Below are 23,714 nucleotides of genomic sequence, written 5' to 3'. Positions count from 1 at the left end.
GAGGCTAGAGAGTGGCGACCCAGTTCCGCAAGACGGCCGCTCCGGCGTCACCCGATTTCTCCGGGTGGAACTGGGTGGCCGACAGCGGACCGTTCTCGACCGCCGCCACGAACCGGTCGCCGCCGTGTTCGGCCCAGGTGACCACGGGCAGCGGGAAGGGGCTGGCCGCCGGATCCAGCGGCAGCTCCCACGACCGCACCGCATACGAGTGCACGAAGTAGAAGCGGGTCTGCGGGTCGAGACCGGCGAACAGGGCCGATCCGTCACCGGCCTCCACCGTGTTCCAGCCCATGTGCGGGACGATCGGCGCCTGCAGGCGTTCGACCACCCCGGGCCACTCGCCGACCCCGTCGGTCTCGATGCCGTGCTCGATGCCACGCTCGAACATGATCTGCATGCCCACGCAGATCCCCAGCACCGGCCGGTTGCCGGCGACCCGACGGTCGATGATGCGACCGCCGCGGACCTTGTTCAGGCCGGCCATGCAGGCGGCGTAGGCGCCCACTCCAGGGACCACCAATCCATCGGCCTCCAGGGCGGCGTCGAAATCGGCCGTCACCGTCACGTCGGCGCCGGTGCGGCGCAACGCCCGTTCGGCGGAGGCCAGGTTCCCCGATCCGTAGTCGAAGACCACCACCCGCTGACTCACTGTCCGACTCCTTCGATTCCGCGGCCGGGCCTCATCCGATCAGCCACAGCACGCCACCGGCGATGGCCATCGCCGAGAGCACGGCGAACAGCACACCCACGGTCCGGTTCTTGTTCCAGAACGCCGCCACGCCTCCGATGAGGAACCCACCCAGGGCGAACAGCAGCAGCGGGGCGACCGAGCCGCTATCCACGGCGACCCACCGTCACAACACACCCTTCGTCGAGGGAATGCCCTGGACCCGGGGGTCGGGTTCGACGGCGGTCCGCAGGGCCCGGGCGATGGCCTTGTACTGGGCCTCGCAGATGTGATGCGGGTCCCGCCCGTACAGCACCCGCACATGCAGGTTGATCCGAGCGTGGAAAGCCAGCGAATCGAAGACGTGCCGGTTCAGCACGACCGGGTAGTTGTTGCCGACCGTGAACCCGAAGATCGACTCCGGCTCCCCGGTGTGCACCGAATAGGGCCGACCGGACACATCGACGGCGGCGTGGGCCAGCGTCTCGTCCATCGGGATGAAGGCGTCGCCGAACCGACGGACGCCCTTCTTGTCCCCCAGCGCCTGCGCGAACGCCTGCCCCAGCACGATCGCGGTGTCCTCGACGGTGTGGTGGGCGTCGATGTGGGTGTCCCCGGTCGACCGCACGGTGAGGTCGAAGCTGCCGTGCACCCCGAACGAGATCAACATGTGGTCGTAGAAGGGCACGCTGGTCGAGATGTCGACCTTGCCGGTGCCGTCCAGGTCGAGGTCGACCAGGACGGACGACTCGCTCGTCGTACGTTCGATCCGGGCCCGTCGGGGTGCGGCGGCCACGGCGTCGCCGGCCGAGCTGCTCATGATGATGCCTCCAGGAATGCGTCGTTCTCGGCTTCGGTCCCGATGGTGACCCGCAGGTATCCCGGGATCCCCATGTCCCGCACCAGCACCCCGGCGTCCAGGTAACGGCGCCAGGCGGTGGCCGGATCCTCGAACGGCCCGTACAGCAGGAAGTTGGCGTCCGAGTCGACGACCCGGAACCCCTTGTGTTCGAGGGCGGCTCGGACCCGTTCGCGTTCACCGATCAGCCGGCGGACCGAGGCCAGGGTGTCGTCGGCGTGCCGCAGGGCGGCCAGCGCCGCGGCCTGGGTCAACGTGGACAGGTGGTACGGCAGGCGGACCAGCAGCAGCGCGTCCACGACCGCGGGCGCGGCGGCCAGGTAGCCCAGCCGTCCACCGGCGAAGGCGAACGCCTTGGACATGGTCCGCGAGACCACCAGCGAGCGGGGGAACTCGTGCAGCAGGGTGATGGCGCTGGTCTGGTCGGAGAACTCGGCGTAGGCCTCGTCCACGACCACCATGCCCGGCGCCGCGGCGATGAGCGTCCGCAGGTCGTCGACCGGTATCGACCCGCCCGTCGGGTTGTTCGGGCTGGTGATGAACAAAACGTCGGGAGCCACCTCGGTGATGACCGCCGCGGCCTGCTCGACGTCGATCGTGAAGTCCTCCCGCCGCGGGCAGGACACCCACTGCGTCTGCGTGCCGGTCGAGATGATCGGGTGCATCGAGTAGGACGGCTCGAACCCGAGGGCCGTGCGACCCGGTCCGCCGAAGGCCTGCAGCACCTGCTGGAGGATCTCGTTGGACCCGTTGGCCGCCCAAAGGTTGGCCGCACGCAGGTCCACCCCGGTACTGCGGGTGAGGTAACGGGCCAGCTCCTCGCGCAGGCTCACCGCATCCCGGTCCGGGTACCGGTTGAGTTCCGCGGCGGCCACCGCCACCGACTTCACCAGGTCGTCGACCAGGGCGTCGGACGGCGGGAACGGGTTCTCGTTGGTGTTGAGCTGGACGGGCACTTCGAGCTGAGGGGCGCCGTACGGGTGCTTGCCCACCAGGTCGGCACGCAACGGCAGGTCGGACAGCTTCACGGCGTCGCCGACGATCACGCGCCGACCCCCGCCCGCTCGACCACACCGACGGCATCGACCGCACCGGCGAACCGCGCGCTGACGGCCTCGCCGTGGGCCGGGAGGTTCTCGGCCTCGGACAGCGCGAGCACGTGGTCGGCGACCTCGGCCAGCGCGGCCCGGGAGTAGTCGATGACCTGCATCTGCCGCAGGAACGTCAGGGTGGACAGCCCGGCGGTGAACCGGGCCGAGCCGGATGTCGGCAGCACGTGGTTCGACCCCGCGCAGTAGTCACCCAGCGACACCGGCGACCAGGGCCCGACGAACACGGCGCCGGCCGAACGGATCCGGGCGGCCACCGCTGCGGAGTCGGCGGTCTGGATCTCGAGGTGCTCGGCGGCGTAGGCGTCGGCCACGACCACGGCGTCGTCGAGGGAGGCGACCAGGACGGTCGCCGACTGCACTCCGGACAGCGCGGTGCGCACCCGCTCGGCGTGCCGGGTCGCCGGGACCCGGGCGGCCAGCGCGACGTCGACCGCATCGGCCAGAGTGACGGACGGCGTGATGAGGACGGAGGCGGCCAGCGGGTCGTGTTCGGCCTGTGAGACGAGGTCGGCGGCCACGTGATCCGGGTCCGCGGTCTCGTCGGCGACCACCGCGATCTCCGTCGGGCCGGCCTCGGAGTCGATGGCCACCGTGCCGCGCAGCAGTCGCTTGGCCGCGGTGACGAACACGTTGCCCGGGCCGGTGATGACGTCGACCGGCAGCACGGGGGTGCCGTCGGTGTCGATCCCGCCGAGGGCCAGCAGGGCGACGCCCTGCGCTCCCCCGGCCGCGTAGACCTCGTCGACCCCGAGCAGGGCGCAGGCGGCCAGCACGTTGGGGTCCGGCCAGCCGTCCGGCTGTTGGGGCGGGGAGGTGACGGCGATGGCGTCCACCCCGGCGACCTGCGCCGGGACCACGTTCATGACGACGCTGGACGGATACAGGGCCAGCCCGCCCGGCACGTACAGGCCGACCCGGCGCACCGGCACCCACCGCTGGCGCACCGTCGCCCCCGGGGCGATCTCGGTGACCGTCTCGGTGGGGAGCTGCGCGGCGTGCCCGGCACGGGCCCGGGCGATGGACTCGGTCAACGCGGCCCGCACCCGCGGGTCGATGCGGTCGGCGGCGGCGGCCACGACCTCGGCCGGCACGCGCACGGTGGCCGGGGCCACCTTGTCGAAGCGCTGGGACGCCTCGAGCACGGCGGTGACGCCCCGCTCGCGGACGTCGGCGATGAGGGCCGCGGCGGCATCGGTCGCGGCATGGGTGTCCGTTTCGGCCCGGGGCAGCAGTCGGGTCAGCGGTACACCGTCGACCCGGCCGGCGGCATCCCACCCGGCACACAGGTCAATCCTTCGCAGCATGCCCATCAGGGTAGTGGGCGGCACCGACAGCCCCGGTTCGTGTGGACGCCGGCCGGGCCGGCGGTCCCGGCGGCCTGCTGTCGGACCCGCGTCCTAAGGTGTGCCCTGCACGAACCGAGCACCGAACCCCGGAGGATCCCTCATGTCCAGCGATGCGGCCGCGACCGCCGACGCCCCGGTCGACCCCCACGCCGAGACCATCGAGTTCCAGGCCGAGGCCCGTCAGCTGCTGCAGCTGATGATCCACTCGATCTACTCGACCAAGGACGTGTTCCTGCGCGAGCTGATCTCCAACGCCTCCGATGCGCTGGACAAGCTCCGTCTGGCGTCCTACCAGGACAAGGACCTGCAGGTCGACACCTCCGACCTGCACATCGACCTCGGCATCGACCCGGCCGCCCGCACGCTGACGGTGGCTGATAACGGCATCGGCATGTCCCGCGAGGAGGTCGTCTCTCTCATCGGCACGATCGCCAAGTCCGGGACCGGCGAGCTGCTGGCCAAGCTGCGGGACGCCCGGGCCGCCGGCGCCGGTTCGGAGGAGGCCAGCGCCGAACTCATCGGTCAATTCGGCGTCGGCTTCTACTCGAGCTTCATGGTCGCCGACCGGGTGAGCATGGTCACCCGCAAGGCCGGGTCCGCCACCGGCGTCCGCTGGGAATCGACCGGGGAGGGCACCTACACGGTCATCGATGTCGAGGACGCCCCCCAGGGCACGGCGGTGACCCTGCACCTCAAGCCGGCGGACGCCGAGGACTCCCTGCACGACTTCGCCGACCCGGCCACCATCCGGCGCACCGTCAAGCGCTACTCCGACTTCATCACCTGGCCCATCCGGCTGCTCACGCCGCCGGCCGAGGAGACGGCCACCGCCGAGTCCGCCGACGAGACCCCGAACGAACCGGAGACGATCAACTCCCGCCAGGCGCTGTGGGCCCGACCCCAGAGCGAGGTGTCCGACGAGGAGTACGCCGAGTTCTACCGGCATGTCAGCCACGACTGGCGGGAGCCGTTGGAGACCATCCGGCTCGCGGCCGAGGGCACCTTCGAGTACCAGGCGCTGCTGTTCCTGCCCAGCCAGGCCCCGATGGACCTCTTCTACCGGGATGCCTCGCGGGGTGTGCAGCTCTACGTCAAGCGCGTCTTCATCATGGACGACTGCGAGGCCCTGGTCCCCGAGTACCTGCGGTTCGTCAAGGGCGTGGTCGACGCCCATGACCTGTCGCTGAACATCTCCCGGGAGATCCTGCAGCAGGACCGGCAGATCCAGCTCATCCGTAAGCGCCTGGTGAAGAAGGTGCTGTCGACGGTCAAGTCGATGCAGGAGAACGAGCCGGAGAAGTACGCGACGTTCTGGTCCGAACTGGGTCGCGCGGTCAAGGAGGGCCTGCTGTCCGACCAGGACAACCAGGAGGCGATCCTGCAGATCTGCTCGTTCCCCTCGACCCACGACACCGAGAAGCCGACCACGCTGGCCGATTACCTGGCGCGGATGCCCGACGGTCAGGACGCGATCTATTACGCCACCGGCGACTCGCGTTCCGCGCTGGAGCATTCCCCGCACATGGAGGCGTTCCGGGCCAAGGGCTACGAGGTCCTGCTGCTCACCGACCAGATCGACGAACTCTGGGTGGACGCGGTCCCCGCGTTCGAGGACAAGCCGTTCACGTCGATCACCCGCGGCGAGGTCGACCTCGGTGGTGAGGACGTCGCCGAGGACGTCAAGCAGGACTTCGAGAGCCTCCTGGGCTGGATGACGACCGAACTGTCCGAGGAGGTCAAGGCGGTGCGTCTGTCGCATCGGTTGACCTCTTCCGCGGTCTGCCTGGTGGGCGAGCCCGGGGACATGACCCCGACCCTGGAGAAGATGTTCCGGGCGATGGGGCAGACGCCGCCGCCGGTCAAGCGGACGCTGGAACTCAACCCCGACCATCCGCTGGTCGCCGGTCTGCGGTCTGCCCACGACGCCCGGCCGGACGACCCGGCCGTGGGCGAGACGGCCCGACTGCTCTACGGCATGGCCCTGCTGGCCGAGGGCGGCGAGCTGGCCGAGCCGGCCGCGTTCGTCTCCGCACTGTCCGACCGGCTGGCCTCCGGTCTGCGGTGACCGTCGTGGTCGGGGTGACGCCGCTCCGGCGCCACCCCGACCCCGATGGGGTTGGTCACGACCGGGTTGCGGTCGTCGTTGCGAAGTTGGCGACACCAGTGGGTGACCGGCCATACTCCTTTCGCTCTCATCAGGGGCACGGGCGATGGAGGACGAATGCAGGTAGCACGCAGCCGCGGACTGGCCGGAGCGCTGGCGGCGGTGAGCACCCTGTCGCTCCTGCTGATCGGGTGCACGTCCGAGTCGGCCACGGCCCCCACCACCCCGGTCACCGCGACACCTCTTCCGGAGGGCACCACCAGCCTGCCGACCCTGGTCACCGTCGCCCCGGGCGAGCCGGCCCCGCTGGGTTACCAGCAGCGGGCCCGGGTCGAGGCCCGGGCCACCTTGTTCGCCGTGCAACGGGACGTCACCCCGGCGGCCGGGTCGACGGCCCCGCGGACCGCGATCGACGTCGAGGTGTGCGCCGACGCTCCGATTTCCGGCATCAGCAGTTCGACCTGGACGGTCATCAGCGCCGACGGCAACGAGTACACCCCCGTCCGCGGTGACGACGCCCCGATCGTCCCGGTGTACCCGACGCGGCTGACCGCACTGAAGGTCGACCAGTGCCTGCGCGGGTGGATCGTCGTGGACGTCCCGGCCGATGCGCAGGTCGCCTCGGTGCGCTACACCCCGGAGAACGGGGCCGTCCTGCTGTGGAACGTGACCTGACCCGCCGCGATACCGCGGGTCAGGCGGGGTCCAGGTCCAACCCGAGGTCCAGGGCCGGCGCGGAATGCGTGATGGCCCCGACGGCGATGTAGTCGACACCGGTGGCCGCGACCTCGGCGGCCCGCTCCAGGGTCAGACCACCGGAAGCCTCCAACAGAACCCGGGACGCACCGGCCGCGACCGCCTGCCGGACCCGGTCGACCGCGGTGAGGGTGTCGGCGAGCGAGAAGTTGTCCAGCAGGACGAGTTCCGCGCCCGCGGCGATCGCCTCGTCGAGTTGGACGAGGGAGTCGACCTCCACCTCCAGCGCGATGTCGGGGTCGGCCGCCCGGACCGCAGTGATCGCGGCGGTCACCGAGCCGGCCGCGGCCACGTGGTTGTCCTTGATCAACGCGGCGTCGCCCAGCGACATCCGGTGATTGACCCCGCCGCCGCACCGGACCGCGTACTTCTCCAGGATGCGCAGACCCGCCAACGTCTTGCGGGTGTCACGGATGCGGGCGCCGGTCCCGTCGACCGCGTCGACCCAGGCGCGGGTGGCGGTGGCGATCCCGGACAGGTGGGTCAACAGGTTCAGCGCGGTGCGTTCGGCGGTGAGCAGCCCGCGGGTCGCCCCGGTGACCGCCAGCACCGGCTGCCCGGCCCGGATCGCCGTTCCGTCCTCCACCAGGACCTCGATCTGCGGGTCTTCCAGCACCTGCCGGAAAACCTCGGCCGCCACCTGCACGCCGGCCAGCACACCGTCGGCCCGCGGGACGACGAGCGCGGTACGCCGCTGGTCGGCGGGCACCGTCGCAGTGGTGGTGACGTCCGGACCGTCCTGCAGATCCTCGGCCAGGGCGGTGGCGATCACCGTCTGGACCGCGGCCGCCGACGGGGGTGTCAGCTCCCCCGCGGTCCGGTCGCCGACGAAACGTTCCCCGGTGACCGTCATGCCGACACCTGGGCCAGTTCGAGCGGGTGCACGACGAACTCGCCGTCCCGCCAGCGCACCACGGTGGACCGGGCGGTGATGTCGGTCCCGGGGTGGTCGACGCGGACGTGGCAACCGCGGGACTCGGTGCGATCGGCCGCGGCGGCGATGACCGCCCCGGCCACCAGGGACAGGTTGGCGGCCTCGACGGCTTCCCGGACCGGGGTCAGCGGCGCGCGTCCACCCAGCGCCGCCGCCTGGGCCACGGCGGACGCCTGGGCCAGCCCGGCCGCGTCCCGGCCGATGCCGACGGAGGCGCTCATCGCCAGCTGCAGTCCGAGCCGTTCCCGGGGGTCGGCCAGCGGGAGCTGACCGGTGGCGCCGATACCGGTGCCGGGGGCCACGCCGATGGCCCGGCCGACCGCGGCAGGTCCGGCCACGGGTAGGTCGGCGGCGACGCGCTCGCCCATGACCAGCCCTTCGAGCAGCGAGTTGGAGGCGAGCCGGTTGGCGCCGTGCAGTCCGGTGCGGGCGACCTCGCCGACCGCGTACAGGCCGGGGACGGTGGTCCGCCCGGACAGATCGGTGAGCACCCCGCCGCAGTGGTAGTGGGCGGCCGGGGCGACCGGGATGGGGTCGACGGAGGGGTCGATCCCGGCGGCCCGGCAGGCCGCGGTGACCGTGGGGAACCGACGACGGAACTTCTCGGCGGCAATGCCGGTGGCGTCGAGCAGCACGTGGTCGGCGGGTGTCCCGCCGGAGCCGGCCATCGATCGGGAGATCGCCAGGGCGACCACGTCGCGCGGGGCGAGATCGGCCAGCGGATGCACCCCGGGCATGATCCGGTGCCCGGCGACGTCGACCAGGACGGCGCCTTCGCCGCGGACGGCCTCGGTGACCAGCGGCCGCGAACCGCGTTCGAAGGGGCCGGTCCACAGCGCCGTCGGGTGGAACTGCATGAACTCGACATCGGACACCGCAGCCCCGGCGCGCAGGGCCATGGCCAGGCCGTCACCGGTGGCCACCGACGGGTTGGTGGTGACGGCGTACAGGTGACCGGCTCCCCCGGTGGCCAGTACGACGGACCGGGCCAGGATGTGTCCGACGACCGGGCGCCGGTCGGCGGCGTCGGCGATCCGCGGGACGCCGTCCAGACCGTCGAGCTCGGGGTCGGCCAGCGCGGCGCCGGCGGCGGCCAGCACGCTGATGCCGACGGCGTGTCCGTCGTCGTCGAGCAGCACGTCGAGGGCCTGATGGTCGGCCAGCACGGTGGGCAGGCCGGGGGCGGCCAGCAGGGCCCGCTCGATCTCGGCACCGGTCGCGTCTCCGCCGGCGTGCACCACGCGGTTGGCGTGGTGGCCGCCTTCCCGGGTGCGCAGCAGACCGGCCGGGCCGGCGTCGAAGACGGCGCCGCGGGCGCGGAGTCGTTCGACGGCGGCCGGACCCTGGCCGAGGATGACCGCCGTGGCGGCCGGGTCGGTCAGACCGGCGCCGGCGACGACGGTGTCGTGAACGTGGGCGGCGACGGTGTCGCCGGGGTCGCGGTCGGCCGGATCGGGCTGGACGACCGCGACACCGCCCTGCGCCCAGGTGGTGTTGGCGTCGGCCGGGGCGCCCTTGGTGACCAGGACGACGGACCGGCCGGCCGCGGCGGCGTCGAGGGCGACGGTGAGTCCGGCGACGCCGGACCCGACCACCACGACGTCAGCGCTGGCGGTGAAATCGGGCAGACCGGGGATCATTCCCCACCTCCACTGTTCCCGATGGCGATCATCCGCTCGACGGCACCACGGGCCCGCGCGGCGATCTGCGGGTCGACGACGACCTCGTCGCGCAGTTCCCGCAGGCTGCGGAGCACCTTCTCGGGGGTGATCATCTTCATGTACGAGCAGGACGCCCGGTCGTTGACCGGACGGAAATCGATGCCGGGGGCGGCCCGGCGGAGCTGGTGGATCATGCCGATCTCGGTGGCCACCAGGACACTGCGCGAGGTCGACTGCTTGGCTGCCGTGACCATGTCGCCGGTCGACAGGATCTTGATGCGTTCCGGCGCGACGGCTCCGGCGGTGGCCAGATACAGGGCACTGGTGGCGCAGCCGCATTCCGGGTGGATGTAGAGGTCGGCCTCGGGGTCGGCCTCGGCGGTGGCGGCGAGCTGGGCGCCATTGATGCCGGCGTGCACGTGGCACTCCCCGCCCCAGACCTGGATGTTGTCGCGCTGCAGGACGCGGCGGACGTGGGCACCGAGGAACTGGTCGGGGCCGAAGAGGACGGGGGTGTCGGCCGGGATGGAGGCGACGACGTCGACCGCATTGGACGACGTGCAGCAGATGTCGGTCTCGGCCTTCACCTCCGCCGTGGTGTTGACGTAGGACACCACCACCGCACCGGGGTTCTCGGCCTTCCAGGCCCGCAACTGGTCCGCGGTCAGCGAATCGGCCAGCGAGCACCCGGCCGCGGCGTCCGGGATCAGCACGGTCTTCTCGGGCGAGAGGATCTTGGCCGTCTCGGCCATGAAATGCACGCCGCAGAAGACGATGGTCGACTCGGGGGCGGTCGCCGCGATGCGCGACAGGTACAGCGAATCGCCGACGTGGTGGGCCACGTCCTGGATCTCCGGCAGCTGGTAGTTGTGCGCCAGGATCACCGCGTTGCGCTCCTCGGCGAGGGCGCGCACCTCGGCCGCCCACTGGGCACCGGACACCGGGCTGGCCGGTGCGGACGGGACGGCGGGGATATCAACGACGGTCATCGCAAGCCTCCTGGCCTCTGCCTGGTTTTCGACTTACAATCGAAAACGTGGCTCATCGTAGCAGCTCGTCATCTTCTCGTCATGTGGCGGATACCTCACTGGAGGTCCTCGCCGCGGTGTTCACCGTGCGCCCGGGAGGTACCCCACACACCGGAACACCACCGGGTCTTCATGTCCTGCTGTGGCAGCGGGCCCAGGAACCCGACCTCGGACGGTGGGCGCTCCCCGGCGGCATCGTGCTGCCTTCCGAAGATGTTGACGCATCGGCGAGCCGACAGTTGGCGGAGAAGGTGGATCTCACCCGAGTGAGTCATCTTGAACAGATCGGCGTCTTCTCCGCGCCCGATCGAGTACCCGGCGTGCGGACCGTCGCGACCGGCTTCCTCGGGCTGGTCCCGCTGATCACCCAGGGTGATCATGACCCGCAGATCCCCGCCGACACCGCCTGGCACCCGGTCGACCGCCTACCGGAGATGGCGTTCGACCACCGGGTCATCACCGAGCGCGCCCATCAGCGCCTGCAGGCCAAGCTCTCGTACACCAACCTGGCCTTCGCCCTGGCCCCGGCCAGCTTCACCGTCGCTGAGCTGCGACGGATCTACACCTGTGCCCTCGGGCACGATGTCGACCCGACCAACCTGCAACGGATCCTGACCCGGCGCGGCATGCTCGAGGCCACCGGCACCACCGCCCCCCCGGGACCGAGCGGAGGGCGGCCGGCCGCGATGTATCGGTTCACTCTGCGTGAATACCGAGTGACGGATCCGTTTGCGGCGTTCCGTCCCCGGTGACCCCCGCCCGCCCGGACCCGAGATCGCCGAGCCCGTTCCAGGCGGCGAGCGCGGTGTAGAGCCCGGCCGCGACGGTGGGTTGGGCGAGCAGGACGAGCCAGGTCCCGGTGGTCGGGTGGCCGGTGACGATGATGGCCGGATCGGCGCCGACCAGCGCGGCCGGGTCGGTGCCCGGGGCCAACCAGGCGCCGATCCCCCACGCCAGTGCCGCACCGACCCCACTCCCGGCGACCAGGACGACGAGCATGGCGATGCCACGGGTGCGTCGGGCCGACCAGGCGGCCACCGCCGCGGTCGCCCCGATGGCGATGCCGGACAACGCGAAGAGGCCGGCGGCGACGAAACGGTTGTTCGTCGTGGTGGGCAGGGCACCGAAGCCGTTGGCGCTGACCTGGTACGGCGTTCCTGGCGCCAGGCGCGCCCACAGCACGCCCTGGAGCAGCGCCGCGGCCAGCAGACCAGTGGCCAGCATGACAGCGGCTCGCACCGGCGGTCGCCCGCCGTTTTCACTCGACACGATGCGGCCGGTTACCGGGACGACCGGTCCGGGCGGCGTTGCCACCAGTAGAGGCCGGCGGCGGTCGTGGCCGCGCCGAGGAGGGCCAGCAACCAGTGGGCGGACAGCAGGCTCAGCACCGTGGCGGCGGCGCCGAGAGCCGTCATCGTCATCGCGCTCCGGCCGCTCACCGTCACCGCAGTCCCTCCCCCGACACCTGCTGCTTCCGACACGGCCTCAGGATGGCAGGTCCGACGGGTCGGGGTGGGTAATGACGGCGCACCGGCGATGCCTACTTCTTCCTAATATCTTCGTTATCTGACTATCATCGCAACATGGGTACACCGCGGCTGCAGGAGCCGTCCTTCCTCATTCTCAGCGCGCTGGCCGACGAGCCGCGCCACGGGTACGCGCTGCTCGAGCAGGTGTCGCTGCTGTCCGGGGGCGCGGTGACCCTCAAGGTCGGCTCGCTCTACGGGGCACTCGACCGGCTGGCTGCTCAGGGCCTGTTGGTGGTGGACCGCGAGGAAGTCGTCGAGTCGCGGCTCCGCCGCTACTACCGGCTCACGCCGCGCGGGGTCGAGGTCCTCACGCAGGAGGCCGAACGACTGAGCCGGCAGGCAGCTGCGGCGCTGCAACGATTGCGTGCCGGTCAGGCCCCGGCATGACCGCGCCCGTCAGCGACGCGAGGGAGCTGCGCTACCGCCGCATCCTGCGCCTGCTGCCCCGCGGTGGGCCGGCGGGCCGGGCCGACGAGGTGATCGCGGTGCTGCTCGCCGCCCACGAGGACCGCCGCCGTTCGGGCCCGGCCGAGACGTTCGCACTCTTCGGCTATGTCGGTCGAACGTGGCTGCGAGCCGTCGGCGAGCGGGGCCTGTCCCCCGACCCGGCGGCCAATCGGCGAGCCGCCGCCCTGCTCACCGTCCTCCTACCGCTGACCCTGCTGTTCCCGGTGGCCCGGACCGCCGTCTCCGTGGCCTCCGAGCCCTGGTCGTTCCTCGTCTTCAACCGGGACGATCTCGGGGTCTGGGCGGGGTGGGGACTCGCTGCGCTGGCCACCGTGGTGGGTCCGGCGTGGTTGCCGCGGTGGTTGGCGCTGGCCGGGACCGGATGGTTCGCCGTCCTGACGGGGCTGGCGATGGTCGACGGGCGAACCGGGTTCGTGTCGACCGGCTTCGCCTACCTGCTCGTGCAACTGGCGGCCAGCGGGCTGCTGTGGGACCCGGACCGCCTGCGGGCCGGGCGAGCCCTGCTGCGCACACACCTGGTCTGGGTGGCCGGCCTGCTGACCGGGGTGTTCGTGCTGTTCGCCCTGCCGTTCGCGGTCGGGACGATCGGGCCGGTCACCTTGTCCCCGCTTCTGCTCACCCTGTCGCTGGTGACCCTGACCGTCGTCGGACTCGGCTACCCGACCGGCCGGGCTCTGGTGACCGCCGGGCTCCCGCTGTTCGCCGCATTCGTCGCCGGCCACGGCTGGTGGATGGGCATCAGCGGTGTCGACTTCTTCTCCCCGTTCACCAACGTCCCGGGATGGGCCGAGATGGTCTGGCTGCTCGTGCTCCCGGTCGGCACCTGGTTGGCTGTCCGCACGCTCGGCGGCCTGCTGGCCCAGCGCGACCGGAGGACGACATGAAGATCGGCACCTGTGCGGCAGTCGTGATGGTCGCGGCGGTCGGGCTGACGGCGTGTGCCGCGCCGACCCGGCCGGCGGCCACTTCTTCGCCTGCCCCGGCCAGCAGCTCGTCCACTCCGGCCGCGGCGACGACGCCCTCGCCGGCGGCGCCGACCACCCCGTCCCCGGTGAGCTCATCGGCGGTGCCGTCCATCGCGCCGACGACTGTCGTGCCGACGGACTTCGGTTCGGCGGAGTGCTACTTCGCCGCCGAATCCTTGGGTGATCCCGTGGGGATGGACAACGGCATCGGAGTGGGCTTCGGCTTCAAGGAGGGCACCCAGGCCGACGGTGAGCCCTACGACAACACCCTCACCACCGAGAGCTACCTCGACGCCTGTCGGCAGTCGCTGACGAGGAATGGTCACGACCCCGGGGACGCACCGCTGGCCGCCTGCGTACTGCCCGACGGCCGCATCGCGGTGGCTCCGGGCGACGAGAGCATCTGTGGCGCCAAGGGTTTGGCGGTGGCGCAACCATCGGCGTCCGGCCCGATCCCGAACGGTTCCTGATGCGGGCCGACGTTCCCGAAGTGGTCTGCGAGACCCGCGCACAATGGCGGGCCTGGTTGCGCGAGCACTGCGAGGACGCCACCGCGGTCTGGTTGGTCACCCGCCGCACGTCGCCGGACCCGGACTACGAGGCGGCGGTCGTGGAGGCACTGGCGGTCGGCTGGGTGGACAGCACGAAACGCAGTATCGACGCCGACTTCTCGGCGCTGTACTTCGTGCCCCGCCGCCGGTGCAGTGGCTGGGCGCGGACGAACAAGGCGCGGATCGCCGCCCTGGAAGCGGCCGGGGATCTCCACGCGCGGGGCGCGGCCGTGGTCGCCGCGGCCCGGGCCGACGGCAGTTGGACCCTGCTCGACGACGTCGAGAACCTCGTCGTGCCGGACGATCTCGCGGTCGCACTCGACGCCTCGGGAGGTCGCGCCTTCTGGGACGCCGGCAGCCGGTCGGCCCGCCGGGCGATGCTCGTCTGGTTGGTGGAGGCGAAAAAGCCGGACACCCGGGCCCGGCGGATCGCGGCGATCGCCGAGCACGCGGGCCGGGGCGAGCGGCCACCGCAGTTCCGCTGACCCCCGCCGCACGGACCGTAGCGCGCCGACCGGGACGGGTGGATGACGGCCCCGGCCATCGCAGTCGTCGGCATCGATCACCCGAGGCTGGGAGGTCGCTGGTCGGGGCGAGCGCCGGACCGGCACCGGTCAGAGGACGATGCCGGAGTACGGCACCGGGATCGCACCCGCACTTTCCTGCACGTCAACCCGCCGCGCGCCACACCCCGCGCATCGCACGTACACCACCCATCCCTGGGAAGTGGAGTGTCGGGATTCGATCATCCAGCCGTGCTCGTGGCCCAACTCGATCGGACCGCCGACGGGGACCGTCGCCGCTGCTGTTGTCGTCATGCCGACAGCCTGCTGTCATGGTCTTATGCATCTCAACCCTTACGGCGAGTACGCCGTCCTGCTGGCCGCGGATCTGGCCAACGACTGGCCGGCCGACCGGGCCGGCATCGAGGCCCGGGCCCGCGACCACGGGATGACGATGCAGTTCCCGACCGCCCCGGACGACCATGCGCAGACCCGGGCCGTCATCGACGACTGGCTGACCGTCGTCGATGCTCCGGATGAACAGTCCCGCGCCCGGCTGCTGAACGCCCAGATGGCCGCAGTGGCCGCCTATCCCCGGCTGACCGATCACGACGGCGAGGGCTGGCACCTGCACTACCGCGACGACGGGCGTCCGCTTCCCGCCGTGCTGGCCGCGGTGATCAGCGTCGGCACCGCCCTGCACCTGACGACCCGCGGGATGCACCGCCTGGGTCGCTGCGCCGCCGGCCGCGAGCCGGGCGATCCGTGCACCGCCGTCGTCGTCGACGTCACCAGAAACGGCCGGCAGCAGTACTGCTCGGTCCGCTGCGCCAACCGGGCCGCGGTCCGGCGTCACCGAGCCCGCACCGGTCGAGCCGGGGCAGACAGCAACGGGGCGATCCCGGTCAGCTGAGGCAGTCGGCGCCCAGCAGCGCCTTCAGGTCACCCATCAACCCGGACGACGGCGTGACCCGGAACTGGTCGGCGATCTGGAAGCGCTTCTCCCCCGCCCCACCAGTCAACCGCAGGTGTACGGCGGTCGGCCCGGGGTGGGCCTGCAGCACCTCGCAGAGCCGGGTGACCACCGGCGGCGTGCAGCGGGCCGCGGCGATGGTGACCTGCACCGGCCCCTTGCCGGCGGTGTCGGTCAGGTCGGGGACGATCACCTGCTGCGCGTGCAGCGACAGCCGGTCGTCCGACCGGGACACCCGGCCCTTGATCAGCACGATCGCGTCCTCGGCCAGCAGCAGCGCACACTCCTGATAGACCTTCGGGAAGAACGCCACCTCGACGCCGCCGGCCAGGTCCTCGAGCTGGGCCGACGCCCACGGGTCGCCCTTCTTGGTGAGCCGCCGCTGCAAGTTGGTCAGGATGCCGCCGACCGTGATCATGGCCCGGTCCGGCGCGGTGCCGTCCAGCAGATCGGGCACCGACGTGTCCGACTGGGACGAGAGGATGTGTTCCACGCCGGCCAGCGGGTGCCCGGACACGTACAGCCCGAGCATCTCCCGCTCGAAACCGAGCCGCAGCTTGGTGTCCCACTCGGTGTCCGGGATCTCGACGGTCAGCGCCCCGCCGACGTCCTCGGCGCTCATCTCACCGAACAGGTCGAACTGGCCGGCGGCCTCGGCCTTCTTCAACGACAGCACGGCGTCGATGGCCTCGACGTGCTTCATCAGCAGGCCCTTGCGGGGGTGCCCGAGCGAGTCGTAGGCGCCGGCCTTGATGAGCGACTCGACGACCTTCTTGTTGCAGGCCGCCGCATCACCCTTGGAGAGGTAGTCGCCGAAGTCGGTGAAGTCGCCCTTCTCCTTGCGCGCGGCGATGATCGAGTCGACGACGCCGCTGCCGACGTTGCGGACCGCGGACAGACCGAACCGGATGTCGGTGCCGACCGGCGCGAAGTTCCGCACCGAGGCGTTGACATCGGGCGGCAGCACGGTGATGCCCATCGACCGGCACTCGGCCAGGTAGACGGCCATCTTGTCCTTGTCGTCGCCGACCGAGGTCAGCAGCGCGGCCATGTACTCGGCCGGGTAGTTGGCCTTGAGATAGGCCGTCCAGTAGGAGACCAGGCCGTACGCCGCCGAGTGCGCCTTGTTGAACGCGTAGTCGGAGAACGGCAGCAGGATGTCCCACAGTGTCTTGACCGCGGCCTTGGAATACCCGCGGCTGTTCATCCCCGACGAGAAGGTCTCGAACTGGGCGTCCAGCTCGGCCTTCTTCTTCTTGCCCATGGCCCGGCGGAGCAGGTCGGCGGCGCCCAGGGAGTAGCCGGCCACATGCTGGGCGATGGCCATGACCTGCTCCTGGTAGACGATCAGCCCGTAGGTGTCGCCCAGCAGGTCGGCCAGCACCTCGGCCAGCTCGGGATGGATCGGGACGACCGGCTTGCGGCCGTTCTTCCGGTCGGCGTACTCGTTGTGCGAGTTGGCGCCCATCGGGCCCGGCCGGTACAGCGCGCCAACGGCCGAGATGTCTTCGAAGTTGTCGGGTTTCATCGAGCGCAGCAGCGCCCGCATGGGCCCGCCGTCGAGCTGGAACACCCCGAGGGTGTCACCGCGGGCCAGCAGGTCGAACGTCTTCGGGTCGTCGAGGGTCAGGTCCTCCAGGACGACGGTCTCGTCCCGGTTGGCCTTGATATTGATCAGCGCGTCGTCCAGGACCGTGAGGTTGCGCAACCCCAGGAAGTCCATCTTGATCAGGCCGAGCTTCTCGCAGGTCGGGTAGTCGAACTGCGTGATGATCGCGCCGTCCTGCTCCCGCTTCATGATCGGGATCAGGTCGAGCAGCGGGTCGGACGACATGATGACGCCCGCGGCGTGCACACCCCACTGCCGCTTCAGGCCCTCGAGGCCCTTGGCCATCTCGACGACCTTGTTGACCTCGGGGTCGGTCTGCACCAGGGTGCGGAATTCGCCGCCCTCGGAGTACCGGGCGTGCGAGGGGTCGAAGATCTTCGACAGCGGCACGTCCTTGCCCATGACGGGCGGGGGCATGACCTTGGTGATCCGGTCGCCGACCGAGAACGGCATGCCGAGCACGCGGGCCGCGTCCTTGACCGCCTGCTTGGCCTTGATGGTGCCGTAGGTGACGATCTGCGCGACCCGGTCGTCGCCGTACTTCTCGGTCACGTACCGGATGACGTCGCCGCGCCGGCGCTCGTCGAAGTCGACGTCGAAGTCGGGCATCGAGACGCGGTCGGGGTTGAGGAACCGCTCGAAGATCAGGCCGTGCTGCAGCGGGTTCAGGTCGGTGATCCGCATGGCGTACGCGACCATCGAGCCGGCGCCGGACCCACGCCCCGGGCCCACCCGGATGCCGTTGTTCTTGGCCCAGTTGATGAAGTCGGCGACGACGAGGAAGTAGCCGGGGAAGTTCATCTGCAGGATGACGTCGACCTCGAAGTCGGCCTGCTTGCGCACCTCGGGCGGAATCCCGTCCGGGAACCGGCGGGCGAGGCCACGGTCGACCTCGGCGACGAACCAGCTCTGCTCGCTCTCCCCCTCGGGCACCGGGAACCGGGGCATGTAGGACGAGGATTCGTCGAACTCGACCGCGCAGCGCTCGGCGATCAGCAGGGTGTTGTCGCACGCCTCGCGCAGCGAGTACTTGTCCTGCCAGAGGGCTCGCATCTCGGCCGGGGACTTGAGGTAGAAGTCGCGCGCGTCGAACTTGAACCGGTTCGGGTCGTCCAGCGTCTTGCCGGACTGCACGCACAGCAGCGCCTCGTGGGCGTCGGCATCGGCGGCGTCGGTGTAGTGCAGGTCGTTGGTGGCGACCATCGGCAGCTCGAGGTCCTTGGCCAGCCGCAGCAGGCCATCCCGGACCCGGGTCTCGATGCCCAGGCCGTGGTCCATGAGCTCGAGGAAGTAGTTGTCCTTGCCGAAGATGTCGCGAAACTCGGCGGCGCTGGCCCGCGCCTTCTCGTAGTTGCCGATCCGCAGCCAGGTCTGGATCTCGCCGGACGGGCAGCCGGTGGTGGCGATGAGCCCCTTGGCGTAGGTCTCCAGCAACTCGCGGTCGGCCCGCGGCTTGTAGAAGAAACCCTCCAGCGACGAGCGCGACGACAGCCGGAAGAGGTTGTGCATCCCGGCGGTGTTCTCGGCCCACAGCGTCATGTGGGTGTAGGCGCCGGCGCCCGAGACGTCGTCCTCGCCGCCGTTGGCCCAGCGCACCCGGGTGCGCTCGTGCCGGGAGGTGCCCGGGGTGACGTACGCCTCGAGCCCGATGATCGGGTTGATGCCGTGCGCCTTGGCCTGGCGGTAGAAGTCGTGTGCGCCGAACACGTTGCCGTGGTCGGTCATCGCCAGGGCCGGCATGCCCATTTCGGCGGTGCGGGAGAACAGCTGACCCAGCCGCGCGGCTCCGTCGAGCATCGAGTACTCGGTGTGCACATGCAGGTGGACGAAGGAGTCGCTCCCCGAACCGGCCGACGTCACGCAGCGCCCCACTTCCCACAGCCAATGCCCCGCAGCCCCGGCGGGCACGGTCGAGCAGAGTCCGTTCTAGCACGGGGGCCCGACAGTGACGGGCGAGTCGAAACCACCGCCGGCAGCACCCCAGGTCGCAGGCCTGGCGGCGTGTCTCACCCTCAGGTCGAGGTCGAGATCGCACCGCGGGGTGGACTCGCGGTGAAGCGCGGATGAAAGACGGTCGACGAACCGGCGATCACCACCGCGTCCGGCGGGTACCACCGTTCCCGTGCCCCACGATCGGGGTCAGCCCGCCCGGACCGGTGGGCGGGGACACGTCCGGCCACGGCCGGCAGAGCAGCTGCCGGCCGTCGGGTCGCGCGAGGGGACACACGATGAGCGTCAGCATCCGTGCGACCGTCCACCCACGGACCGACGGCCACCTCTGGCGGGCCCTGCTGGAGGCCCGTCGGGACGGCCGGCGGCTCACCGCCGCCCACGTCGAGGACGCGCTCTTCCGCCACCACCTGCCGATGGCCCGGAAGCTGGTCGACCGCTACGCCGGCCGCCCGGGGGCGAGCCAGCGCCGGACCCTCGACGCCGCGGAGATCGCGTTGAGCCGGGCCATCCTGCGCTGGTCGCCCGGCCGGGACGAGGCCTTCACCCCCTGGGCCGCCGCCCGCATCGGCGAGCAGCTGGATCAGATGGTCGCGACCGAGCCGCCGTCGACCCGGTAGTTGGAGCCGTTGACGAAGGACGCCCGGTCCGAGCACAGGAACGCGATGACCGCGGCGACCTCCGCCACCTCACCGCGCCGTTTCAGTTCCAGGTAGGGCCGCTCCTCGTCCAGGAACGAGGCGATCGCCTCGTCCCGGTCGGTGCCGTTCTCCTTCGCGCGCTTGTCCATCATGGCGTCGGTCATCGGCGTCCGGACGAACGCCGGTGACACCGCATTCACCAGCAGACCCTCCGTCGCGTACGACCGCGACAACCCCTTGGCCAGGGCCAGGATGCCGGCTTTCGCCGCGCAGTAGGGCAGCTCGTCGTCGTACGGCTGGACGGCGTCCTCCGAGGCGAGCAGCACCAGCCGGCCGTGCCCGGACGCCCGCAGGTCCGGCAGGAACGCGCGGACCAGCCGGACCGGGGCCAGCAGGTCGACGGCGATGGCCTGTTCCCAGCCGTCCTGGTCGATCTCGTGGAACAGACCCTGGGCGCCGGTGATCCCGGCCGACTGCACGCAGATGTCGATCGGACCCAGCCGCGCCGCCACCTCCCGCCGCAGCTCGTCGACGGCGGCATTCGAGGTCAGGTCGGCGGCCACCGTCACCACGTCACGACCTGACCAGGCGTCGGCCAGCCGGTCGGCGTCCTGGTCGGTGACGGCGACCCGAACCCCCTCGGCCAGCAGGAGTTCCGCGGTCGCGTGACCGATGCCGGAATCGGCTCCGGTGACCAGGGCGCGGCGGCCGGCGATACCCAGATCCATGGTCCGGCCTCAGCTCAGCGGGGCGGTCAGCTCGACGTTGATGTCGTCCGGATCCTGGAACGACAGGAACGCGATGCCCGCATCGGTCAGGTCGACGATCTCGCCGTGCACGACGCCGGCCTCGTCGAACGCGGTGGCCGCGGCCACCAGGTCGTCGCGGCTGTTCACCAGGAAGCTGAGGTGGTCCAAACCGGTCCGATCGGGCGAGAACCGGTCGTCGCCGACCGGCCGCAGACCGAAGAGCGAACCGGAGGGCAGCTGGTAGACGCAGCCGCCGTAGAACTTCTCCTGCGACTCCGAGACCCCTGGCTGCCCGGCCTCCGCCGAGTGGTCGATGGCCACCGGCCAGCCGAAGATCTGGTCGTAGAACGCCTTGGAACGGGCGATGTCGGTGACGGTCAGACGGACGTGGGCGTAGCCGGAGCTGTCGATGATGGCCATGCCGGGTCTGTACCCGCCCCACCGGGGGGTCAGTCGGGCACCACCTCGATGCGTAATGCCCGGCTCGTTTCGTCCGGGAACTCGGCCCACCAGCGCTGGACATTGGCCGCGACCGACCGGTAGCGCCGGTCCGTCGTCCAGAACTCCTGCGCCGACCGGGCCAGGTACACGTTGACGTCCCGGGGCCGCACCTCCAGCACCCGCCGGTCACCGTCGAAGCGGTCGTTCCGCCGCCCGGCCAACCGGGTCGACCAGCGGACGACGGCGTTGATCAGCCGGTAGGTCCGGCCGAGAGTGCGCAACGGAACGACGGTTTCGGTGTCCTGCAACGACATGTCGAGCAGGCGCGGATTGAAGGCCAGGCCGACCCGCTCGGCCTCGGCGACCATCCAGCGCAGCGTGGTGTTCGACAACCTGGTCTCCGCGTGCCCGCCGCCGATGTCGCTGTGGTCGCCGCGGAACCAGACCTGCCGGACCCGGTCCGGGGAGATCGGTGGCGACCCCGGCGGCGCCTCCCACAGGCAGGGCCGGAACCGGTACCGGCCCTCGTCCAGCGCCAGCGCCTGGCGGGCGACCAGTACCGCCTCCCCCAGTGAGACGTCGTGGAAGCGGTACCGGCGCTGGACGACGCTGGGGAACGGCACCCCGAGACCGCCGACGGTGTCGAAGACGCCGAGGAAGGCGATATCGACCCCGGGGTGGCAGTACCGGCGCCGGAACGTCGCGATGGTGCTGGTCCGCCGGCGCCGCACCACTCCGCGGCTGCGGTAGAGGATCAGGGCGCGGCGCAACTGGTTACCCACCACCGCCTCGGGGGTCAGCAACCCGACCTGTTCGATCATGCCGGCGAGCGACCGGGCGGTGTAGGCGCCGCGACTGAACCCGACGATGTAGATCTCGTCGCCCGGGTCGTAGTTCAAGGCCAGGAATCGGTAGGCCGACACCAGGTTGGCCAGCAACCCGGTGCCGAACGCCGCGCTCCACAGCCGCCCGACCCCGCCGGTGGCCGTACCGATCCCGGCCACGTAATGCACGATCTGCACCCACTCGCCCGCGTCGTCGATGTCGGGCTCGTTCTTCACGCACCGGGCGAACTTCTCGACGTTGGACACCCGCAGGCTGTCCGAGGTCAGCCAGGTGCCGTCACAGCACACCACCAGTCGTTTGCGCACGGTGTTCCCGATGGCCGGCGGGGCCCCGGTGATACCTCTACCGTTCGCGGGCGGCCCGGTAGCGACGGATCAGCTCGTTGGTCGAGCTGTCGTGGGCGAGCTCCGGGGTGCTCTCGGACTGCAGCTCGGGGATGACCTTCTGGGCCAGCTGCTTGCCCAGCTCGACCCCCCACTGGTCGAACGAGCCGACCGACCACAGGGCGCCCTGGGTGAACACGCTGTGCTCGTAGAGCGCAACCAGCTGCCCCAGGACGTACGGGGTGAGCTTGTCGATCACCAGCGTCGAGGACGGGTGGTTGCCGTCGAACACCTTGAACGGCACCAGCTCCTCGGCCACCCCCTCGGCCCGCACCTGGTCGGCGGTCTTGCCGAAGGCCAGCGCCTCGCCCTGGGCGAAGACGTTGGCGGTCAGGTAGTCGTGGTGGTCACCCAGCGGGTTCAGGGTATGCAGGAAGGCGATGAAGTCGCACGGGATGACCAACGTGCCCTGGTGGATCAACTGGTAGAAGGAGTGCTGGCCGTTGGTGCCCGGCTCGCCCCAGTAGACCGGGCAGGTGTTGTAGTCGACCTTGACGCCGGCCAGGGTGACCGACTTGCCGTTGGACTCCATCGTCAACTGCTGCAGGTACGCCGGGAAGCGCAGCAGGTACTGGTCGTACGGCAGCACCGCCTGGGTCTGCGCGCCGAAGAACTCGACGTACCAGAACGTCAGCAGACCCATGAGAACCGGAAGGTTCTCGGTCAGCGGGGCGGTGCGGAAGTGCTCGTCGATCGAGTGCGAGCCGGCCAGCAGATCGGCGAAGTTGTCCGGGCCGATCGCGATCATGGTCGACAGGCCGATGGCCGACTCCATCGAGTAGCGGCCGCCGACCCAGTTCCAGAACCCGAACATGTTGGCGGTGTCGATGCCGAACTCGGCGACCGCGTCGGCGTTGGTGGAGACGGCCACGAAATGCTTGGCCACGGCGGCGTCGTCGCCCAGTGTGGCCAGCGCCCACTCGCGCGCGGTGTGCGCGTTGGTCATGGTCTCGAGGGTGGTGAACGTCTTGGACGAGACGATGAACAGGGTCTCGGCCGGGTCGAGGTCGTGGGTCTTCTCGGCGAAGTCGGTGCCGTCGACGTTGGAGACGAACCGCAGGGTCAGTTCCCGCTGGGAGTAGTGCCGCAGCGCCTCGTGGGCCATCACCGGGCCGAGGTCGGACCCGCCGATGCCGATGTTGACGATGGTGCGGATCGGCTTTCCGGTGTGGCCCTTCCACTCCCCCGACCGCACCCGATTCGCGAAATCGGCCATCCGGTCGAGGACCTCGTGCACGTCGGGGACGACGTCGGCGCCGTCGGTGGTGATCGTCTGGCCCTTCGGCGCCCGCAGCGCGACGTGCAGGACGGCGCGGTCCTCGGTGATGTTGATGTGCTCGCCGGCGAACATGGCGTCGCGCAGGGCGGCCAGGCCGGACTCGTCGGCCAGCTGGGCGAGCAGCTCGATGGTTTCCGCCGTCACCCGGTGCTTGGAGTAGTCCAGGTAGATGCCCTCGGCCTCGGCGGTGAGGCTGGTGCCACGGTCGGCGTCGGCGGCGAACAGGTCCCGCAGGTGCTCGTCCCGCAGCGACGCGAAGTGCTCGGCCAGCGCGGCGAACGCCGGGCGCTCCCGCAGCGGCGTGGTGGTGATGAAGCTCGAACCCGTCATGGAGACTCCTGGTGCGCCGGGGACAACAAG

Annotated in this window: 24 protein-coding genes; 9 read left to right on the top strand and 15 right to left on the bottom strand. The window is 70.8% G+C overall.

Annotated features, from left to right (window positions below; translation table 11 throughout):
* Window positions 1-4 precede the first annotated feature (4 nt).
* The 5 genes from hisH to hisD are packed head-to-tail and all read right to left on the bottom strand — an operon-like array spanning window position 5 to window position 3,942.
* The gene (gene hisH / locus FDO65_RS02040; RefSeq protein WP_137447816.1) at window positions 5-649 is read right to left on the bottom strand and encodes an imidazole glycerol phosphate synthase subunit HisH; all 645 of its coding nucleotides are present in this window, start codon (window positions 647-649) and stop codon (window positions 5-7) included.
* A 31-nt stretch (window positions 650-680) separates the two neighbouring features.
* Window positions 681-842 (bottom strand): hypothetical protein, encoded by a 162-nt coding sequence (locus tag FDO65_RS21980; protein WP_166442002.1) that lies wholly within the window; start codon window positions 840-842, stop codon window positions 681-683.
* Window positions 843-854: 12 nt separating this feature from the next.
* Entirely contained in the window at window positions 855-1,487 is a 633-nt protein-coding gene (gene hisB, locus FDO65_RS02035) for an imidazoleglycerol-phosphate dehydratase HisB (protein WP_137447815.1), read from the bottom strand.
* Window positions 1,484-2,569 (bottom strand): histidinol-phosphate transaminase, encoded by a 1,086-nt coding sequence (locus tag FDO65_RS02030; RefSeq protein WP_137449381.1) that lies wholly within the window; start codon window positions 2,567-2,569, stop codon window positions 1,484-1,486. Before FDO65_RS02030 ends, hisB begins: the two co-directional genes overlap by 4 nt.
* Window positions 2,569-3,942 (bottom strand): histidinol dehydrogenase, encoded by a 1,374-nt coding sequence (gene hisD / locus FDO65_RS02025; protein ID WP_137447814.1) that lies wholly within the window; start codon window positions 3,940-3,942, stop codon window positions 2,569-2,571. Before hisD ends, FDO65_RS02030 begins: the two co-directional genes overlap by 1 nt.
* Before the next feature lie 142 nt (window positions 3,943-4,084).
* On the opposite strand from hisD, the gene htpG reads away from it, so the two are divergent.
* Together htpG and FDO65_RS02015 are read left to right on the top strand one after the other, a co-directional pair.
* A complete protein-coding gene (htpG, locus tag FDO65_RS02020; protein WP_137447813.1) occupies window positions 4,085-6,049 on the top strand; it encodes a molecular chaperone HtpG in 1,965 nt (654 codons plus the stop codon).
* A 156-nt stretch (window positions 6,050-6,205) separates the two neighbouring features.
* Complete coding sequence (locus FDO65_RS02015) at window positions 6,206-6,763, top strand: hypothetical protein (protein ID WP_137447812.1); 558 nt, start codon at window positions 6,206-6,208, stop codon at window positions 6,761-6,763.
* Between the two features lie 19 nt (window positions 6,764-6,782).
* Here the strand turns inward: FDO65_RS02015 and nadC are convergent, their stop codons facing one another.
* The 3 genes from nadC to nadA are packed head-to-tail and all read right to left on the bottom strand — an operon-like array spanning window position 6,783 to window position 10,428.
* Complete coding sequence (gene nadC, locus FDO65_RS02010) at window positions 6,783-7,697, bottom strand: carboxylating nicotinate-nucleotide diphosphorylase (protein WP_137447811.1); 915 nt, start codon at window positions 7,695-7,697, stop codon at window positions 6,783-6,785.
* Window positions 7,694-9,418: an L-aspartate oxidase gene (locus tag FDO65_RS02005; RefSeq protein WP_137447810.1), complete on the bottom strand. Its 1,725-nt coding sequence runs from the start codon at window positions 9,416-9,418 to the stop codon at window positions 7,694-7,696. Before FDO65_RS02005 ends, nadC begins: the two co-directional genes overlap by 4 nt.
* Window positions 9,415-10,428, bottom strand: a complete 1,014-nt coding sequence (gene nadA / locus FDO65_RS02000) for a quinolinate synthase NadA (protein WP_137447809.1) — start codon at window positions 10,426-10,428, stop codon at window positions 9,415-9,417. Before nadA ends, FDO65_RS02005 begins: the two co-directional genes overlap by 4 nt.
* 83 nt (window positions 10,429-10,511) lie before the next feature.
* Here nadA and FDO65_RS01995 point away from each other — a divergent pair, with 83 nt between their 5' ends.
* On the top strand, window positions 10,512-11,219 hold the full coding sequence (locus tag FDO65_RS01995) for an NUDIX hydrolase (RefSeq protein WP_420847501.1): 708 nt from the start codon (window positions 10,512-10,514) through the stop codon (window positions 11,217-11,219).
* Here FDO65_RS01995 and FDO65_RS01990 read toward each other — a convergent pair.
* Entirely contained in the window at window positions 11,164-11,706 is a 543-nt protein-coding gene (locus FDO65_RS01990; protein ID WP_137447807.1) for a DUF2567 domain-containing protein, read from the bottom strand. The genes FDO65_RS01995 and FDO65_RS01990 overlap by 56 nt on opposite strands.
* Window positions 11,707-11,747: 41 nt before the next feature.
* Window positions 11,748-11,906 (bottom strand): hypothetical protein, encoded by a 159-nt coding sequence (locus FDO65_RS21975; protein WP_166442001.1) that lies wholly within the window; start codon window positions 11,904-11,906, stop codon window positions 11,748-11,750.
* A gap of 144 nt (window positions 11,907-12,050) precedes the next feature.
* Here FDO65_RS21975 and FDO65_RS01985 point away from each other — a divergent pair, with 144 nt between their 5' ends.
* From FDO65_RS01985 to FDO65_RS01960, 5 genes are all read left to right on the top strand, one after another.
* Window positions 12,051-12,383: a PadR family transcriptional regulator gene (locus FDO65_RS01985; RefSeq protein WP_137447806.1), complete on the top strand. Its 333-nt coding sequence runs from the start codon at window positions 12,051-12,053 to the stop codon at window positions 12,381-12,383.
* The gene (locus FDO65_RS01980; RefSeq protein WP_137447805.1) at window positions 12,380-13,348 is read left to right on the top strand and encodes a hypothetical protein; all 969 of its coding nucleotides are present in this window, start codon (window positions 12,380-12,382) and stop codon (window positions 13,346-13,348) included. Before FDO65_RS01985 ends, FDO65_RS01980 begins: the two co-directional genes overlap by 4 nt.
* The gene (locus FDO65_RS01975) at window positions 13,345-13,899 is read left to right on the top strand and encodes a hypothetical protein (protein ID WP_137447804.1); all 555 of its coding nucleotides are present in this window, start codon (window positions 13,345-13,347) and stop codon (window positions 13,897-13,899) included. The genes FDO65_RS01980 and FDO65_RS01975 overlap by 4 nt, the downstream gene beginning before the upstream one ends.
* Entirely contained in the window at window positions 13,899-14,465 is a 567-nt protein-coding gene (locus tag FDO65_RS01970; protein WP_137447803.1) for a YdeI/OmpD-associated family protein, read from the top strand. Before FDO65_RS01975 ends, FDO65_RS01970 begins: the two co-directional genes overlap by 1 nt.
* A gap of 358 nt (window positions 14,466-14,823) precedes the next feature.
* On the top strand, window positions 14,824-15,396 hold the full coding sequence (locus FDO65_RS01960) for a CGNR zinc finger domain-containing protein (protein WP_137447801.1): 573 nt from the start codon (window positions 14,824-14,826) through the stop codon (window positions 15,394-15,396).
* On the opposite strand, the gene dnaE is transcribed toward FDO65_RS01960, so the two are convergent.
* Entirely contained in the window at window positions 15,389-18,925 is a 3,537-nt protein-coding gene (gene dnaE / locus FDO65_RS01955; protein ID WP_137447800.1) for a DNA polymerase III subunit alpha, read from the bottom strand. The genes FDO65_RS01960 and dnaE overlap by 8 nt on opposite strands.
* Before the next feature lie 368 nt (window positions 18,926-19,293).
* Here dnaE and FDO65_RS01950 point away from each other — a divergent pair, with 368 nt between their 5' ends.
* Window positions 19,294-19,635, top strand: a complete 342-nt coding sequence (locus tag FDO65_RS01950; protein ID WP_137447799.1) for a sigma-70 family RNA polymerase sigma factor — start codon at window positions 19,294-19,296, stop codon at window positions 19,633-19,635.
* Here FDO65_RS01950 and FDO65_RS01945 read toward each other — a convergent pair.
* The 4 genes from FDO65_RS01945 to pgi are packed head-to-tail and all read right to left on the bottom strand — an operon-like array spanning window position 19,599 to window position 23,684.
* The gene (locus FDO65_RS01945) at window positions 19,599-20,384 is read right to left on the bottom strand and encodes an SDR family NAD(P)-dependent oxidoreductase (protein WP_137447798.1); all 786 of its coding nucleotides are present in this window, start codon (window positions 20,382-20,384) and stop codon (window positions 19,599-19,601) included. The genes FDO65_RS01950 and FDO65_RS01945 overlap by 37 nt on opposite strands.
* A gap of 9 nt (window positions 20,385-20,393) precedes the next feature.
* Window positions 20,394-20,825 (bottom strand): VOC family protein, encoded by a 432-nt coding sequence (locus FDO65_RS01940; RefSeq protein ID WP_137447797.1) that lies wholly within the window; start codon window positions 20,823-20,825, stop codon window positions 20,394-20,396.
* A 29-nt stretch (window positions 20,826-20,854) separates the two neighbouring features.
* Window positions 20,855-21,997 carry a DUF2235 domain-containing protein gene (locus tag FDO65_RS01935; RefSeq protein WP_166442000.1) on the bottom strand — a complete coding sequence of 381 codons (1,143 nt, stop codon included), beginning with the start codon at window positions 21,995-21,997 and terminating at the stop codon, window positions 20,855-20,857.
* 37 nt (window positions 21,998-22,034) lie between these two features.
* A complete protein-coding gene (gene pgi / locus FDO65_RS01930) occupies window positions 22,035-23,684 on the bottom strand; it encodes a glucose-6-phosphate isomerase (protein ID WP_137447795.1) in 1,650 nt (549 codons plus the stop codon).
* Between the last annotated feature and the right edge of the window lie 30 nt (window positions 23,685-23,714).

The organism is Nakamurella flava (genome assembly GCF_005298075.1).
Classification (GTDB): Bacteria; Actinomycetota; Actinomycetes; order Mycobacteriales; family Nakamurellaceae; genus Nakamurella; species Nakamurella flava.
This window is presented reverse-complemented; position numbering and strand designations above follow the sequence as displayed.